Genomic DNA, 15,455 nt, shown 5'->3' on the forward strand with positions numbered 1-15,455 from the left:
GCTGAAGCGTGAAGAAAAAAATTGCAGGGCGGTGATTTCGCGCCGGCATGCGCGCGATATTCTCGATGGCATGCGCTGATTCGTTTGTTCGCTGCGTCGAATCACTCTCAATGCAGGAGCATGCGATGACGAAAATCTCGGAGATTCCGGGTACGCTGGACGCCGTCGGCGCCGTCGGCACGGATCGCCAATCAATCTATGTCTATGAGGCACCGGTACGGATCTGGCACTGGTTAAATGCGCTAACGATCTCTCTTCTGGCCGTTACCGGTTATCTAATCGCCTCGCCGCTTCCCTCGATGCCTGGTGAAGCTAGCAATTGGTACACGATGGGCTACATCCGATTTGTTCACTTCGCGTCGGGACAGGTGCTCGCCTTCGCGTTCCTTTATCGCGTCTACTGGGCGTTCGTCGGCAACCAGTATGCCCGCCAGTTGTTCGCGTTTCCGATCTACAACCGGATCTGGCGCTGGGGCCTTTTGTACGAGCTGCGATGGTACCTGTTCCTAGTGCGCTACCCGAAAAAATACGTCGGCCACAATCCTTTGGCCAATACTGCGATGTTCTTGTTCGTGATTGTGATGATCCTGATGATGCTGACCGGATTTGCACTTTACGCTGAGGGCGAAGGTCGCGACAGCTTATGGTATGCGCTGTTCGGCTGGTGGTTCTCGATCTTCCCAAACAGTCAAGACGTGCATACAGTGCACCATCTCGGCCTCTGGTTCATTGTGACTTTCGTCATCCTGCATGTATATGCTGCCGTGCGCGAGGACATCGTGTCGCGTCAGAGCATGCTATCGGCCATTATTACCGGCGAACGGACGTTTCGCGACTCGCGACCTGACTGATATCAGAATGTGCCCGCTAGGGTCACTCGGACGGTCAAGGGTTCGACCGGGTGAAGCACATAGTCCATCACACCAATGGCACAGACTGGCGCAGGGGCGGCATTGGCGGCACAGAGATTGTAAAGTTTGTCCGTCTTCAGCAGGGAGCCATAGGCATAGGTGATCTGGTTCGCCTTGCTGTTGAGGAGGTTGAGCAAATCGAGCTGGAGGCGCCAGCCCTTGTCGGTGCGGTAGCCGATCCGCGCGTTGAAGATGCCGGTAGGTTGCGATCGGAAGGCGTTGTCTTCCGTCAGCGGACTGGAGGCGAGATAGCGCCAACGCAGGGCGCCGAACCAGCCCGTCTTCGCGCCGAGCGAGATGCCGGCGGACGCCATCATGGTCGGTGCGTTAGGGATATAGTTGCCGGGCGCGTTGCCGATCTGCGCGGCGGGATAGCCGGCGAGTGAGGCATAAACCTCCGCCTGGTCGCTGTCGTAACCGCGAAAGCGCGCATGGGTCATCGCGAGATCGGCGTCGACGTCAATCCAAGACCGTGGGCGGTAATGGTTGGTCCATTCGAATCCATAGCGGCGGCTCGCGCGCGCCGTCGTGGTATCGCCGGCATCGCCTGAGAACAGGATCTCGGAATCCTGGTCGAGGACGAAGAGGCTGAGCGAGGTGTCGAGATCCGGGACGATCCTCGAACGCACGCCGACCTCCGCGCCCCTGGTGCGGACCAGCAGCGGCGAGCGCGGCAGCTTTGTCCCGGGATCGCTCGGATCTTCCGTCGTCGTCGCACCCCGCGCGTCGTTCGAGTGCATGCCATAGCCGGCGCCGAAAAAGAACTCGGTCTTGTTAAAGGGACCGACCACGATGCGAAGCTTGGGACTTCCGATCGTAGCGTTGGCATGGCCTGAGTTGTTCGCATCGAACAGCGACGTCACGTCGGCCGCGTAATAGTCCCCGCGCCAACCGACCGTGGTCCTCAGCCAGTCCGAAAAGTGCAACGTACTCTCGGCGTAAGCGCCGATGCTGCCTTCCCCGACCTTATCGCTGCGTACGTTGGACAGGAAACTGCGCCGGTGGGTGTCGGTGAGCGCGAGATCGATGGCGTCGTAACGGGACTGCAGGCCGAAGGTCGTCTGCATCGGCAGCCCAGCGAATGAGCCATCCATCGTCCGTGCGATGTTAGCGCCGGCCATTAGGCGGCCGTCGTGCTGGTGAAATTGGTCGCCGACAACGGGATTGGCCAGGAAATAAGTGAAGTTATTGTAGAGATCGAGCTCGCTCTTGACGACATAAGCGTTCGCCTTCCAGGCCCCGGAATTATCGCTCTGCGCCACGCGCGCCGACAGGGCAAAACGGTTTGCGTTGCCGCCGTCAGTCGGGTCTTCAGATCCAAACCGATCCATCAATCCGTCCGTCATGGCGCGCTGCGGCACCTGATCGGTCGAATTCCATCTGTTGGCGTAAGCCATGCCCGTGACCGACACGCCGTCGGTGGCCGTGCCCTGACTGTAGCGCAAGAGCCCATTGAGCTTGCGGAGGTTGTCCGGGTTGTCCCAGGGGCCGTTGTAGGTCCCAGCCTCGCCGGCGAGGAGCAATGTCCCATCGCCGAGCCTCGTCGAATCCATGCCGAGGAAGCGGCGATATCCAAAGCTGCCGGCGGTCATCTGCGCTAGCCCCTTCACCGTGCGGTCGATCAGGCCGATATGCACGGCGCCGGCCGAGGAGAAGTCGCCTTCATCGGCGAAGTAAGGCCCCTTCTTTACCTCCATGGCGGCGATCGCTTCAGGAATCAGCCAATTGAGGTCGGCATAGCCCTGGCCGTGGGCGTGAGTGCGCATGTTGGCAGGCACATCATCAACATAGATCGCGAGATCCGTGCCATGATCGAGATTATAGCCGCGCAAGAAGTACTGGTTCGCTTTGCCCTCGCCGGAATGCTGCGTCACAATGAGCCCCGGTACAGCTTCGAGCACTTCGCCCGGGCGCATCACGGGCCGCGCGTTGACGTCTTCGCCTGATACTGTGATCTGGCTTGCCATGCTCGACGCGGGAGCCAAGGCCGCGCTGCTCTTGGCCGATACCGCTGAGGCTTGCCCGCCCAGCTGGCTACTGGACCCTATGCCGAGCGCTCGATCCGAGCGTGGCGTTGGAGCTCTTCGCGGTCGCCGTGGGATCTCCTCACGAGTGACTATGACTGCAGGCAAGGTGTAGCTAGTCTGGATATTGTCTCCAGAGCTAGGTTCAGCGTCGATCATGAGGGCGCAGATGCTTAGTGCTGCAATGCTCGTCCAGCGGGCAAAGACGGCAGGCTTCGAGCGGCTCGACAGCATCGCTGCAGCCGCTAAGTCGCGCGTGATGTCGGCAAGGCGGTTCGAGTGGTCTTTCCCTTCCATGCAACGCGATACAGCAGGAGAGATGCTAGCCAGGCGAGAGCGAACAATGACATCACGCCGAAGCCTAAGATGGCTTGTGATCCCTTGAGGCGATCGACGAGGCTCGAAAGGGCACCCGTGAGCTCAAGCTGATCGCTGATCAGGCCAAGCGTTTCCACGCTGCCGATGAACAGCGCAATCGCGACTGAGGCACCTGTGATTGTCAGATTGTACCAAAGCTTTCGGGCCGGATCGACGAAAGCCCAGCGATAAGCGCTGGCCATAAATGCTGAATCCAAGGTATCAACCAGGGACATTCCGGCAGCGAAAAGTGCAGGAAAGACTATGGCCTGCCAGAGCGACAGGCCGCGCGCAGTCTCAGAGGCAGAGAGGGAGAGCAGGCCAATTTCGGTCGCCGTGTCGAAACTTAATCCGAACAGGAATCCGAGCGGATACATGTGCCAGCTTTGCGTCACAATTCGGAAGATCGGGCCGAGCAAATGCGAAAGAAGACCGCTTCCGGCTAGGGGCGCATCGAGTAATTGTGCACCGTAGACGCCGCTGGCCTGCGCTGCACGCATTGTGCGCCACAAGTTTGCGAAGATCGCAAAGTTGACGGCGGCCACGCCGAGCAGGAAGACGGCTGAAACCGAGGTTCCGAGAAGGCCGCCCAAGTTTTTGAGCAAACCCTCTCCGCCGAGGGTCATGACGCCGGCGGCAAGCAGGATCATTGAAGCGAGAACGATCGTGGAATGGCCGAGCGCAAAGTAGAGACCTGCAGTTTCGGAGGCGCGGCCGGCATGCATCAGCTTCCGCACGACATTGTCGATTGCCGCAATATGATCGGCATCCACGGCATGGCGCAGACCGAACACCCAAGCGAGCAGCGCGGTTGCCATTACCGACGGCTGACCGGCGAACAGCGCAACGGCCCAGCCCCAGGCTGCAATGTTGGTCAGCGTCAGCCCTGCCAGCAACAAGACAGTTCTCAACTTAAGGCCTTTCAAGAGGCCACTTCGTGACGTGACCTGCCCCATGCGGCGCCACTCCCCTGGTATGATCTTTTTGTCGAACTCTCATACCCTGAGCAATATTCAGGCCAAGTAAGACCATGGCGTAAAAGGGCGCCAAGCGATTGCACTTGCAAAAGAATCCCTGTCGATAGCGAGTTACGCCTTAAAATAGGCGATGCCGCTCGCAAACTAACTAACCATATTCGGCAAGGTACTTCCCATCCCTGAAGAAACGTATTCGTAGTTCAGCAAAGGCTCGCAAGGGCGCAACTGGCTTGGCCAATGGTCCGCCGTGCTTTGACCGGATTTTCTTCAGCTTTGAGGCTTGAGCGGGCCGCAGCAGAGACTGCTGACAGGTGAATGTGGCTCATCGGTGGTTGCAAAGTTCTCATTTGCCGGCCGCTTCCGCCTCACAGCAGAGTGACGCCAAAAGCAAATACATCGAGAGCTTTTGGGGGGAAGGCGTGTTTTACCAAGGCGAAATCGCGTTCGTGCCTATCGGGCAGCGCGGCCTGAGCGCGGATGGCCATCCCCAGAAGACACTCATCTGTTCGTTCGACAGCCCTCCGACGGTGCGGCAGTCGACGTCCAGCATGGGTAACCGGTCGACGCGCCGAGGCAAAAGCTCCGGGGCCACCTTGGCGGCTTAGGATTGCTCAAATGAAGAGGAGGAAGGCATGAAGTTCAGGACATTGTTGGGCGTGGCCGCTATCCTTGCGCTCACAGGTGTATCGGCTCCTGCCGCTGATAAGGATGCCGCCGACATTGCTGTCGAAGCAGCAAAGAAATATGCGGGCACGACGATCAGTATCGTCTGGGAGGCGGGCCTTCAATCGCTCGACCCGCTCAACTATTCGGGTCCGAAATGGGAGAAGCTCACTGGCATCAAGGTGAAGGTGGTCGAGGTGCCGACCGACCAGATGTTCACCAAGATCATGCAGGATTTCAAGTCGGGCGCCGGGGCCTATGACGCACTGAACGTCATTCCATCCTGGATGCCCGACCTGGCCCGGGCCGGAGCGCTCGAGCCCCTGGACAAATATGTCGACAAGTTCGGCTATCGCGACGAGTTGCAGGACATCGCCGCAGCCTATCGCGACAACCAGATGCAGTATGACGGCAAGATCTTCGGCTTCCCGGACGACGGCGATGTGATGCTGCTCTACTACCGCAAAGACATTTTCGAGGATCCGAAGATGAAGGAGGGGTTCAAGGCCAAGTTCGGCTACGAGCTCGCTCCGCCCAAGGATTGGAAGCAGCTTGACGACATCGGACAGTTCATCACTGACAAGATGGCGCCCAAGGTCTATGGCGCCGGCTTCTTCCGAACTGCGCCTTATCCGCAATACATGTTCCAGGAACGTTTCCGCATGGAGGGCGGCAAGTTCTTCAATGCCGATACGATGAAATCGACGGTGAACAGCGATGTCGGCCTGAAGGTCTTCAAGCAGATGTTGGCCGAGAACAAGTTCATGCCACCAGGCGTGGAGCAATGGAATTTCGTCGACAACTTGGCCGCGTTCCTCCAGGGCACCACCGCCATGACGATCTCCTGGCCCCCTTATGGGCGTTGGGCCGCCGGCTACGGCTCGGGCGAGGAAGCGCTGAAATGGGTACCCAAATCGCAAGTCGCCGGCAAGGTCGGGTATGCGCTCACGCCCCTCGGTCGCCCGGAGCTTGGCGTCGGTTTCGACCTGTCCGTCTCGGCCACGAGCAAGAACAAGGAGGCCGCTTATCTCTTCATCCAATGGCTGAACAGCAAGAAGACCAGCCTTGAGCGCGTGCAGCTCCCCTATACGCTCCGCGATCCCTTCCGCCTGTCGCACTACGCGAGCGAGAAATACCGTGCGCTCTGGCCTGATGCTCCTGCCTATCTCGACACGATCAAGACATCTGGCGAGAAGGGCCTGCTCGATCTCTCCCTGCTGCAGCAGGACAAGTACGACGAGGCGATGACCAAGGCCATTTCGAGCCTCTGGGCCGGCGAAGATCCGAAGACCATTCTCGACCGCATGGCGCAGCAGTTTGATGCCATCACCGAGAAGGTGGGCATTGAAAACCAGAAGGCGGTTTATAAGGTCTGGGCAGCAAAACCAGGCGCTTATCCGCAATAGTTGGCTTGGAGGGCGCGCGGGAGGCACCGCCTCCCGTGCGGCGCGATTCCTGGATTGATGATGACGTTCTCTTTAAGCTTTAATGGCACTGAACATCGCCGCCCGAGCCGGCTCGGGCGTGTGCTCGAGGACCGCCTACCCTATCTCATCGTTGCGCCCGCAATATTGGTTCTTCTCCTCGTCGGCCTCTTTCCCCTCATCTACTCGTTGATCGTGAGCTTCCAGCGCATCACGATGACGGACAATGATACGTCTTTCGCCGGCTTGCTGAACTATGCGGAGTTGTTCAGAGATACCCGTTTGTGGGCATCGCTCGGCCACACCGCGATCATCACAGCAATCGCCCTGCCTCTCGAGCTACTGATCGGCTTCCTGATGGCGCAGCTCTTCATCGACCGCATGCCCGGGCGCCAGCTCTTCGTCGCGCTCTTGGTGCTGCCGACGGTGATCTCTCCGATTGTTGCTGGTGCGACCTGGCGCCTGTTGTTCGACGTCCGCTTTGGTCCCATCGGTGAGATACTCAGCTTTTTCGCCGGCGAACCGATCCGGATCCTGTGGACCGTCAACCCTGCTTACGTCTATCCGGCGATCATCATCTGCGAAGTTTGGCAGTGGTCGCCGTTCATGTTTCTGCTGCTGCTCGCTGCGTTGTCCAATGTCGATCAGTCTCAACTGGAGGCTGCTGAGATCGATGGGGCATCGTATCTGCGCGTGCTTCGCGCGATCATTCTGCCGGCGATCGCGCCCGTGATAGCTGTTGCATGCCTTATCCGCGGCCTCGACCTCGTGCGCATCTTCGACATCATCTGGGCCCTCACCGAAGGCGGGCCGGGCTCGATGACCGAGACGATTTCACTCTACACCTATGTGCAGGGCTTCTCGCAATTCGAAACCAGCTACACCGCCGCGATCTCCTTCCTGGTGATTGCGCTGCTCACTCTCATTACCACGCTTGTCCTCAAGCGCATGGAGATTGCGCGATGAGGCTGATGAAGCTGCCCACCAGGAAGGGGCGCGTTCTGGTGCTACGCTATATCGGCGCCGGCGTCGTCACTTTGCTGTTTCTATTTCCGGTTTATTGGCTGTTTATGATTTCGTTCAAGACGCCGGACGAGATCTATCACGTGCCGCCATTGTGGATGCCTGGGCAGATCCAGTTCTCGAATTATTATGTCCTATTCAAGGATGGTGACGTCATGGCCATCCTGAACAGCCTGATCGTCGCCGGCGTTAGCTCCGCCATTGCCATCATTCTTGGTACCCTATGCGCCTACAGCCTCGCCCGCTTCGGCACGGGTGGCGAGAACCTTGCGATGTGGATCATTTCCCAGCGCATGATCCCGCCGATTGCGGTCGTCTTCCCGATCTTCCTCATCTACGTCTATTTCGGTTTGGTTGACGGCTACTTCGGCCTGATCGTGCTCTATACCGCGTTCAATCTGCCCTATGTCATCTGGATGATGCGGGGTTATATCGTTGATGTTCCGCTCGAGCTGGAGGAAAGCGCCCTCGTCGACGGACTGAACCGATGGCAGGTCATCTGGAAAGTCGTCTTCCCGATGGTGCGCCCGGGGCTCATGGCGACTTCGGTCTTTACTTTCGTGTTCGCCTGGAACGACTTCCTCTTCGCGCTGGTGCTCACGCGTACCGAAGTGATCACTTTTCCGGTCATGCTGACGCACTATTTCGGTGGCCAGTCGAACTTCTGGGCCAAAATCGCGGCGATGTCCGTCCTGGGGACTTTGCCGATCTTCGTCGCAGTTACGGTAATGCAGCGCTATCTCGTGCGCGGCATCTCGCTCGGCGCCGTCAAAGGTTGAGGAGATTAGAGTGGCCGACGTCAAGTTGACCGGAGTGCACAAATACTACGGTAACGTGCATGCCGTTCGGGGACTAGACTTAACCATCAGCGATGGCGAATTCGCTGTGCTCGTGGGTCCGTCAGGCTGCGGCAAGAGCACGCTTTTGCGGACGATCGCCGGTCTCGAAGATCCGGACGACGGCACGATCGCGATTGGCGGCGCTATCGTCAACGATCTGCGTCCGCGCGAACGCAACATTGCGATGGTCTTTCAGAACTACGCACTCTATCCCTATTTAACCGTCAATGAGAATATCGCGTTCGGCCTGCGCGCCCGCAAGACGCCAGAAATCGAGATCAGGAAGCGGGTCAGCGAAGCCGCCGAGATGCTCGGCATCGGCAATCTCCTCCAGCGTTATCCACGTCAGCTCTCCGGTGGACAGCGTCAACGCGTCGCGATCGGACGGGCCATCGTTCGCAAGGCGGATCTTTTCTTGTTTGACGAGCCGCTCTCGAATCTGGACGCCCAATTGCGTGACGAAATGCGAACCGAGATCAAGCGTCTGCATCACGAGATCACCACCACAATGATCTACGTTACACACGATCAGGTCGAGGCGATGACGCTGGCGGATCGTATCGTGCTGCTACGCGATGGAAAAATAGAGCAGCAGGGAGCTCCACTCGAACTGTTCGAGCGGCCGCGAACGGGCTTCGTGGCGGGCTTCCTCGGCTCTCCTTCGATCAATCTCATACCGGCAACCCTGACGGCGATGAATGGCGGGCTTTCTGTCGTTTTCGGTTCCGGAGAGTCCCTGACTGTGCCGCCTGCGAAGGCCACTGCCCTTTCTAGCGTGGCGGGACGTGAGGTCATTGTCGGCATTCGGCCTCAGCATTTCGGCCGAGCCGGCGACGGACCATTGCGCGATGGGGTGGTGCCCTATTCAGCGGTCGCCGATCTCATCCAGCCTACAGGTACTCGTACCTTCACGACCATCAAGATCGGCGGAGTAGACGCAGTCGCGGAGCTGCAAGCACATGATGTTCAGAGCCATGGCGAGCGAATCCAGCTCGCCATCGACCTCAATCGGATGGTGCTGATCGATCCGGCCACAGGCTCGGTCATCGCCTAAGCGCAAGAGTTCGCAAACCCAACAACGGGATGCAGGGGGAAAAGCATGGCATCGAGACTTTTTGCTAGCGGAATCGGAGCGCCCGAGGGGCCAATCTGCCTCCCCGACGGATCGATGTATGTCACGGAGATGTCCGCATCGACGTTGTGCATCACGCGGCTCGATCAGCGAGGCAATCGCAGAGTGGTTCGCGCGACGGGCGGCCGCCCGAACGGACTGACGACGGACGGCCACGGCCGCATCTGGATCGCGGAAGCGGGCCTGCGGGCGCTGATTTGCATCGACCAAGCCGGAAACGAGATCCGGCGCATGCAGGGCGAAGGCGCCGATCGCTTTCTATTTCCGAATGACCTCTGCTTCGGCCCCAACGGACTACTCTACATGACTGATTCAGGCATGGCGGCTGAGGATTTCATCAACGGGCAGGCCTTCGTCGAGGGCTATATGGACCTTGATTGGGACGGCCGCGTCTACGAAATCGATCCCGCGGCCATGAAGGTCCTTCGCGTCCTCGATCGCAAGATCCGATTCACCAACGGGATTGCTTTCGGGCCCGACGACCATCTCTATGCCAACGCATCGTTCACAGGCGAAATCTACCGCTATGACGTACTCGGCAAGCCAATGCCTGAACGTGTTGTTTTCGGCAATGTGCTGCAGCCCGACTCCAATCCTGACTTCAAGGGGCCCGACGGGATGGCTTTTGGCACCGACGGCCGGCTCTATTGCACAGTCTATAATCAGAAGAACGTCACTGTGCTCGACCGCGGCGGCAACGTCGTGGACCGGCTCATGCTGGATGGGCCGCAACCGACAAATTGCGCCTTCACGATTGAAGGCAAGAAGTTGCGCGTGACAGAGGTCGGCAAGGGCCAGGTTGAAGAGCTCGATGTGCCCTGCGAAGGGGTGCCTCTACATCTGCCTAAATTCGGTTAAGGTTGGAAACTCGTTTCCGGTCGGCACGCGGCACTTGGCACAGAGCAACTAGCTGGTGCAGGCCGCAGATGAGTTGGCGGCAGCTCGCGGTCTTAGCATTTCGCGACGGCGCGCCTGGGGCGGATACATACGAGCATGAACAGTTCAAAACAGGAGCTAAGACAAGTGGGGCCGCTGGCTTGCCGAGGATTATGGCCACCGGCCCCGGCGTCAGCTACTTGAAATTGCCCTGCCCCAGGTGCAGTAGCGATAGCTGACAGGCACGAGATGGCCCGGCGGCGGCTCCTCCGCAAATCTCGGCTGCAGTTAACGTAAATGGCAGGGCGCGAGGTGATGTTATGTTTTGTTTTGGTCAGCATGGCGGTGCCGCCAGTTGAAGTGCCGTGATCGTCGCCCACCAGGACGGCCTATGTCGCGGAGCCGCGAACGGAAGTTGGGCAATTACTCGTCCGGCTACGACGCGAGTTGAGTGATTGGTTAGGTCGGAACTCCTTGCGAGCCGTTAGTTGATCGCGAGCGGAGCTCAAACTCTAGCTCTGTCAGCTTTTTGATCAGCTGCTCAATAACCGCCTCGTAATCAGAACGCGTGAGTGAGTTCACGCCACGGGAGGCGAGCTCGTGCTGCAGGATTGTTGCCATCACGGCCTTGACGCTCATAGGACCTCATCTGAAATGATTTCGCATCAAATCTCAAACCAAGGAGACAATCAACAAGGAGGAGGATGGAGCTGGAAGTGTCGCTGCATTCCGATCGATTATCAGCCCCAGGGATGCATACGTACCCAAAAGACTTTGAGCCTGGATATTCGATGCTCCTCCACCAGTTGGCCGATTTGCTGACTCCGCTTCCCGTCTTTGCTTTATGAGCTGGTCAAAAAGCCACCATCAGCTAGCACGAGAGCAGCTCTTGTGGTAATTGCAGTCCATAGGTCCATAGTTTGTTTTTGAAGAGTTTCATTTCGAGGACGATTTGTTCGTGACGATGGTTGCCGTGCTTTGCCAATTTGCATCCGCCGATTGCGTTGATAAGATCGTGACGAGCTCTGCATTCGACAGCACGCTTACTTTCCAGGGCTGCGTTATGAACGGCCAGACAGGGCTGGCCCAGTGGAAAGAAGCGCATCCAATTTACCGCTCAGATACTTGGCATATTCAGCGGCACAAATGCATGCCGGGAGATTACAATATCGCTCACCACAAAGCGTAGAGATCAAAGAAGCTACGCAACGCCCGCCACCGCGGTGTCAGCGAGAGCGTATGCGGTTCATCTAATGTCCCCAGCGCAACGCGCGGACGGGGCTTGCCGGGGCTCTGTTCGCTCGGAAGCATTTGAGCTAAGCCGAGTGGCTACAGGACGAAGAAAGTACAGCGAGAGGCCAGGGTTCCGTTCGCAAATCCTCTTTAATGCGTCGGCCTTGATCCAGAAAAGCTCCAAATCGCTGGCCGCTCGAGCAGATTGCGTGCGGCGGCGTCGATCCACGGCGAACAGCCCAACCTCACCAAAAACCTCTCCTGGATACAAGAGCTTGTCTATTTCGGGAAGCTCGACTTGTCCTGATCCGATGAGATAGAGTGCATCGGCGTGATCCCCTTTCTCGAAGATTGTCTCTCCAGCCTTGATCCGCTGTGTGTGCATGAACGGCTGAAGCCAGTTCGGAGAAAGATCTGTATTAGCGGCGAGCTTGGCGCGGCGTAGTACCAAGACCATGCGGACGAAGTAGGCAGCGTTTAGTGGAAGCAAAATAAAGTGCAGAATCAGCACAGGGTAGATACCGGCGCCAGTGGCATAGACGATGAATGCGAGATTGCTGCAGATGGCGACGGCCCGCAGAGTCAGCATGGTGTGCATGCAGAATGTCACGAGGACGAGCGAAGAGGCCAGATAGCCACAAGCTTCTATCCACGTCATGGCAGCCTACTTTGCTGCTTTAGGCGCAATGAATCACCTGCAAAGCGCGGGCCAAGCGTTCATCAGAAGACGAACGGCTGACGTACCGCCTCAGCCGAGCCGGAGCCTGCTTCGCTCTGTTGGTTATCCAAGGCTGCACGCCGCGCATATGAACCAGTTCACACGCTGATCGGGGCGCTTCGCTTCGCCAGCGTTATAAACTGCTGCCGGTGCCAGCAAGTTCTATCCGCTCGCGTCACTTAAGGTGGCAGCCGATCGCGGTCCGGTCACGGGACCGGATAGTCTTATTTCAGGAAGCCGATAGACAGCCAGGGCACCGCGGCGACGATCAGCGTGCCAATGAGCAGCGCAATCATGTATCCCACGATTGGTCTCATACCGTCGTCCGGGTTAATGCGGCTGATAGCGCAGGCCGCGTAGTAGCCGACCCCAAACGGCGGTGCGAACAGGCCGATGCCCATCGCGAGAACCACGACCATTGCGTAATGGACATCGTGGACCCCAACCTGCCGCGCGATCGGGAACAGGAGCGGACCGAACAAGACGATGGCTGGGATCCCCTCCAGCACGCTGCCTAGAATCACGAAAGTTACGATCGTCACCGCTAGGAAGACGGGGACACCGCCGGGAAGGCTGGTCATGAACTTGGCAAGCGAGGCTGAAAATCCCGACTGGGTCAGCGCCCAGGCCATTCCTGTCGCGGCGCCGATGATGAGCAGAATCGCGCCCGACAGGGAGGCCGTCTCGACCAGCATAGGATAGATGCGTCGCCAGTCGAACTGGCGGTAAATGAGGAGACCGGCGCAGGCCGAGTACAAGATGCCGATGGTCGAGACCTCCGTTGCCGTTGCAACGCCTTCGACGACGGCGGTCCGGATCACGAAAGGCAAGGCGATCGCAGGAAGAGCAATGACAAAGGCTCGGCCGATCTCCCGCCCAGTCGCCCTTTTGACGTGAGAGAGGTCCTCGCGCCGGTAGCGCCACCACACGATCGCCCCGAGCATAACTGCGAGCACCACGCCCGGGAGCAATCCGCCGGTGAATAGCGCGGAGATCGACACGCCCGTCACCGAGCCGATCGTGATCAGAACCAGCGACGGCGGAATCGTTTCGGTTTGCGCCCCCGTGGCGGCCAGCAACGCAACGAGGTCGCCGGGTTTGGCGCCACGCTGCCGCATCTCGGGAAACAGCACAGGGGCCACGGCCGCCATATCTGCCGCCTTGGACCCTGAGATACCGGAGACCAGATACATAGCCCCGACCAGGACGTAGTGCAGCCCGCCGCGGACGTGGCCGAGGAGACTTGCGAGGAAACCGACCATTGCGCGAGCCATGCCCGTCATCTCGATCAGCAGGCCCAGGAAGACGAAAAGAGGCACGGCGAGCAGGATCAGATGGCTCATCCCTTCATCCATCCGCCCGATCATCACTACGTCCGGCGTGCTCGTCGTAAGCGTGAGATAACCCACGGTGGCGAGACCGAATGCAAAGGCAATCGGAACGGCGGCAAAGACCATCGCACCGACAACAAAGACGAAGAAGATCAGAAGGTTCAGATTGCCGAGCGGCTTAAAAACCGGCGCGAGCAGCACGAACGCAAGGATGAGACCGGCGACGATCGCTAGAGAGGCCAACAAGCTGCGTAGATTGGCAATTCGGCAGAGCCGGAGGGCCGCGGCGATCAGCATCAGCCCAATTCCGATCGGTAGCGCCGCCGCACGCCAAGTGTTGATGATCTCCAGCGCCGGCGTGGTGACGAAGGCCTCGTCGGCGGCAAATTCATAGGCCGGCCAAACGACGAGCAAAAGAAACGCCAGCGAGGCTGCGGCCGCCACCACGTCCAAAAACGCACGCACCTGGGCACTGAGCACGCCGACGATGGCTGTCATACGCATGTGCTCGCCGCGCTGGAAAGCAATGACGGAGCCGAGCATGGCAAGCCAAAGGAAGAGAATACCGGCGAGTTCGTCGGACCAGACGATGGGGGAGCGGAATACGTATCTGCCTACGATTCCTGCGGCCAGGATTGCGACTTCGGCCAGGACGAGTAGCGCGGCTGGGACCGCGACGAGGTGGCCCAACATCGTGTTCGCTGTTACCGCCCAATGTCGGGGACCCCGTTCAGTCGAGGCGGTCGCTCCACCGTCATCAGCATGTGGAGCGTGGCTCACGCTGCTCATGACAGCTGACCCGCCGCTTTTTCGAGCTGCGACCACGCCTCCTCGCCGAATTTGCCCTTCCAGTCGGAGTAGAAGCTAGTCTTGGACAAGGCTTGTCGGAAGGCGGCGCGATCGACTTCGATAAATTTGAGACCTTTGGCCGACAGATCGGTGCGCAAGGACTGGCTGAGCTTTGCGATATCAGCCCGCTGATCGACGGCGGAGCGATCTAGTTCGCGGGTCACGACCTCCTGAACATCCTTCGGTAAGCGCTCGAATGCGCGCTTGTTGGCGAGGATCCAGTATCCGTCCCAAACGTGCCCGGTCAGGCTGCACGTGCTTTGCACTTCGTAGAGGCGGGCGGTTGCAATGATCGGCAACGGATTCTCCTGGCCGTCCACGACTTTGGTCTGTAACGCGGAGTAGACCTCGTTGAAGTTAATAGGCGTCGGGCCGGCTCCAAGCGCCTTGAAAAGCGAGGTCAAAAGCGGCGCCGGGGGGACGCGGATCTGGAAATTCTTTAGATCGTCAGGGCTGCGGATCTCACGTCCGGAAGAAGTCACCTGACGAAAGCCGTTATCCCACGCTTTGGAAACCGCCATGATCGGAGTTTTGGCAATCTGCGTCCGGATGTAGGTTCCGAGATCTCCGTCCATAGCTTTCCAAACGCTATCGTAGTCAGTAAACGCGAAGCCGGTGTTCACCAGGCCCGCACTTGGGACCAGGGTGGCGAGGATCGAAGAGGACTGATTAAAGAATTCGACGCCGCCGCTGCGGACCTGGGTCATGAGCTCGGTGTCGGACCCGAGCTGGTTGGCCGGAAACAGCCTGATCTCGAGCCGGCCACTGGTAGCCTCTAGAATGCGTTGGATGGCTTCCTGCGCGCGGACGTTCACCGGATGCGTCGGATCCTGGCCGGTTGCAAATTTATAAACGAATTCGGCCGCAGATGCCGGTCGAGTGAGAATTGCGCAGAGAGGTACGGCCGTTGCAGCTTTCAACAGGGAACGCCGGCTGATATCTCTGCGTTTCGATACGCTCATGTCTTCCTCCTCGTTCTATTTACCTAGCGGTGGCGATCTCAGCGCAGGCGGCGCAGCCGTTCCGCTCATTCGTGTGCCCGCGTCTTGAGTGCCGGCATTTGGGCAAAAGCCAGCGTTCGCCGCTGCAAGGTGCGGC

General features: G+C 58.9%; 13 protein-coding genes. 7 read left to right on the forward strand and 6 right to left on the reverse strand.

Features of this window, described 5'->3' with window-relative positions:
- Positions 1-125: 125 nt before the first annotated feature.
- Positions 126-851: a Ni/Fe-hydrogenase, b-type cytochrome subunit gene (gene cybH / locus QY049_RS21590; protein ID WP_128929508.1), complete on the forward strand. Its 726-nt coding sequence runs from the start codon at positions 126-128 to the stop codon at positions 849-851.
- 2 nt (positions 852-853) lie between these two features.
- Here cybH and QY049_RS21595 read toward each other — a convergent pair whose 3' ends face one another.
- Together QY049_RS21595 and QY049_RS21600 are read right to left on the reverse strand one after the other, a co-directional pair.
- Positions 854-2,878, reverse strand: coding sequence for a TonB-dependent receptor (locus QY049_RS21595; RefSeq protein WP_128930141.1), 2,025 nt, complete (start codon positions 2,876-2,878; stop codon positions 854-856).
- A gap of 302 nt (positions 2,879-3,180) precedes the next feature.
- Positions 3,181-4,248, reverse strand: coding sequence for a HoxN/HupN/NixA family nickel/cobalt transporter (locus QY049_RS21600; protein ID WP_128929507.1), 1,068 nt, complete (start codon positions 4,246-4,248; stop codon positions 3,181-3,183).
- Between the two features lie 653 nt (positions 4,249-4,901).
- Here QY049_RS21600 and QY049_RS21605 point away from each other — a divergent pair.
- The 5 genes from QY049_RS21605 (at position 4,902) to QY049_RS21625 (ending at position 10,208) form a co-directional block, all read left to right on the forward strand.
- On the forward strand, positions 4,902-6,338 hold the full coding sequence (locus QY049_RS21605) for a sugar ABC transporter substrate-binding protein (protein ID WP_128955162.1): 1,437 nt from the start codon (positions 4,902-4,904) through the stop codon (positions 6,336-6,338).
- Positions 6,339-6,395: 57 nt separating this feature from the next.
- Positions 6,396-7,322, forward strand: coding sequence for a carbohydrate ABC transporter permease (locus tag QY049_RS21610; RefSeq protein ID WP_128969536.1), 927 nt, complete (start codon positions 6,396-6,398; stop codon positions 7,320-7,322).
- On the forward strand, positions 7,319-8,158 hold the full coding sequence (locus tag QY049_RS21615) for a carbohydrate ABC transporter permease (protein ID WP_128929504.1): 840 nt from the start codon (positions 7,319-7,321) through the stop codon (positions 8,156-8,158). The genes QY049_RS21610 and QY049_RS21615 overlap by 4 nt, the downstream gene beginning before the upstream one ends.
- Positions 8,159-8,168: 10 nt before the next feature.
- Complete coding sequence (locus QY049_RS21620) at positions 8,169-9,272, forward strand: ABC transporter ATP-binding protein (RefSeq protein ID WP_128929503.1); 1,104 nt, start codon at positions 8,169-8,171, stop codon at positions 9,270-9,272.
- Between the two features lie 309 nt (positions 9,273-9,581).
- Positions 9,582-10,208: an SMP-30/gluconolactonase/LRE family protein gene (locus tag QY049_RS21625; protein ID WP_347338575.1), complete on the forward strand. Its 627-nt coding sequence runs from the start codon at positions 9,582-9,584 to the stop codon at positions 10,206-10,208.
- Between the two features lie 477 nt (positions 10,209-10,685).
- On the opposite strand, the gene QY049_RS21630 is transcribed toward QY049_RS21625, so the two are convergent.
- Positions 10,686-10,865 (reverse strand): hypothetical protein, encoded by a 180-nt coding sequence (locus tag QY049_RS21630; protein ID WP_128929501.1) that lies wholly within the window; start codon positions 10,863-10,865, stop codon positions 10,686-10,688.
- A gap of 319 nt (positions 10,866-11,184) precedes the next feature.
- Between QY049_RS21630 and QY049_RS21635 the strand changes: the two genes are divergently transcribed.
- Positions 11,185-11,415: a hypothetical protein gene (locus QY049_RS21635; protein WP_128929500.1), complete on the forward strand. Its 231-nt coding sequence runs from the start codon at positions 11,185-11,187 to the stop codon at positions 11,413-11,415.
- 57 nt (positions 11,416-11,472) lie between these two features.
- On the opposite strand, the gene QY049_RS21640 is transcribed toward QY049_RS21635, so the two are convergent.
- The 3 genes from QY049_RS21640 to QY049_RS21650 form a co-directional block, all read right to left on the reverse strand.
- Positions 11,473-12,057, reverse strand: a complete 585-nt coding sequence (locus QY049_RS21640) for a cyclic nucleotide-binding domain-containing protein (protein WP_237864935.1) — start codon at positions 12,055-12,057, stop codon at positions 11,473-11,475.
- Between the two features lie 344 nt (positions 12,058-12,401).
- Positions 12,402-14,201 (reverse strand): TRAP transporter large permease subunit, encoded by a 1,800-nt coding sequence (locus tag QY049_RS21645; RefSeq protein WP_232995568.1) that lies wholly within the window; start codon positions 14,199-14,201, stop codon positions 12,402-12,404.
- Positions 14,202-14,293: 92 nt separating this feature from the next.
- On the reverse strand, positions 14,294-15,319 hold the full coding sequence (locus QY049_RS21650; RefSeq protein WP_128929497.1) for a TRAP transporter substrate-binding protein: 1,026 nt from the start codon (positions 15,317-15,319) through the stop codon (positions 14,294-14,296).
- Positions 15,320-15,455: the final 136 nt, after the last annotated feature.

The sequence above is a fragment of the Bradyrhizobium sp. WYCCWR 13022 genome (assembly GCF_030435535.1).
GTDB lineage: Bacteria > Pseudomonadota > Alphaproteobacteria > Rhizobiales > Xanthobacteraceae > Bradyrhizobium.

Excerpts from the sequence above, each read along its gene's own strand:
- cybH (WP_128929508.1), top strand. The coding sequence starts at position 126 with ATGACGAAAATCTCGGAGATTCCGGGTACGCTGGACGCCGTCGGCGCC.
- QY049_RS21595 (WP_128930141.1), bottom strand. The coding sequence starts at position 2,878 with ATGGCAAGCCAGATCACAGTATCAGGCGAAGACGTCAACGCGCGGCCC.
- QY049_RS21600 (WP_128929507.1), bottom strand. The coding sequence starts at position 4,248 with ATGGGGCAGGTCACGTCACGAAGTGGCCTCTTGAAAGGCCTTAAGTTG.
- QY049_RS21605 (WP_128955162.1), top strand. The coding sequence starts at position 4,902 with ATGAAGTTCAGGACATTGTTGGGCGTGGCCGCTATCCTTGCGCTCACA.
- QY049_RS21610 (WP_128969536.1), top strand. The coding sequence starts at position 6,396 with ATGATGACGTTCTCTTTAAGCTTTAATGGCACTGAACATCGCCGCCCG.
- QY049_RS21615 (WP_128929504.1), top strand. The coding sequence starts at position 7,319 with ATGAGGCTGATGAAGCTGCCCACCAGGAAGGGGCGCGTTCTGGTGCTA.
- QY049_RS21625 (WP_347338575.1), top strand. The coding sequence starts at position 9,582 with ATGCAGGGCGAAGGCGCCGATCGCTTTCTATTTCCGAATGACCTCTGC.
- QY049_RS21630 (WP_128929501.1), bottom strand. The coding sequence starts at position 10,865 with ATGAGCGTCAAGGCCGTGATGGCAACAATCCTGCAGCACGAGCTCGCC.
- QY049_RS21640 (WP_237864935.1), bottom strand. The coding sequence starts at position 12,057 with ATGCACACCATGCTGACTCTGCGGGCCGTCGCCATCTGCAGCAATCTC.
- QY049_RS21645 (WP_232995568.1), bottom strand. The coding sequence starts at position 14,201 with ATGTTGGGCCACCTCGTCGCGGTCCCAGCCGCGCTACTCGTCCTGGCC.
- QY049_RS21650 (WP_128929497.1), bottom strand. The coding sequence starts at position 15,319 with ATGAGCGTATCGAAACGCAGAGATATCAGCCGGCGTTCCCTGTTGAAA.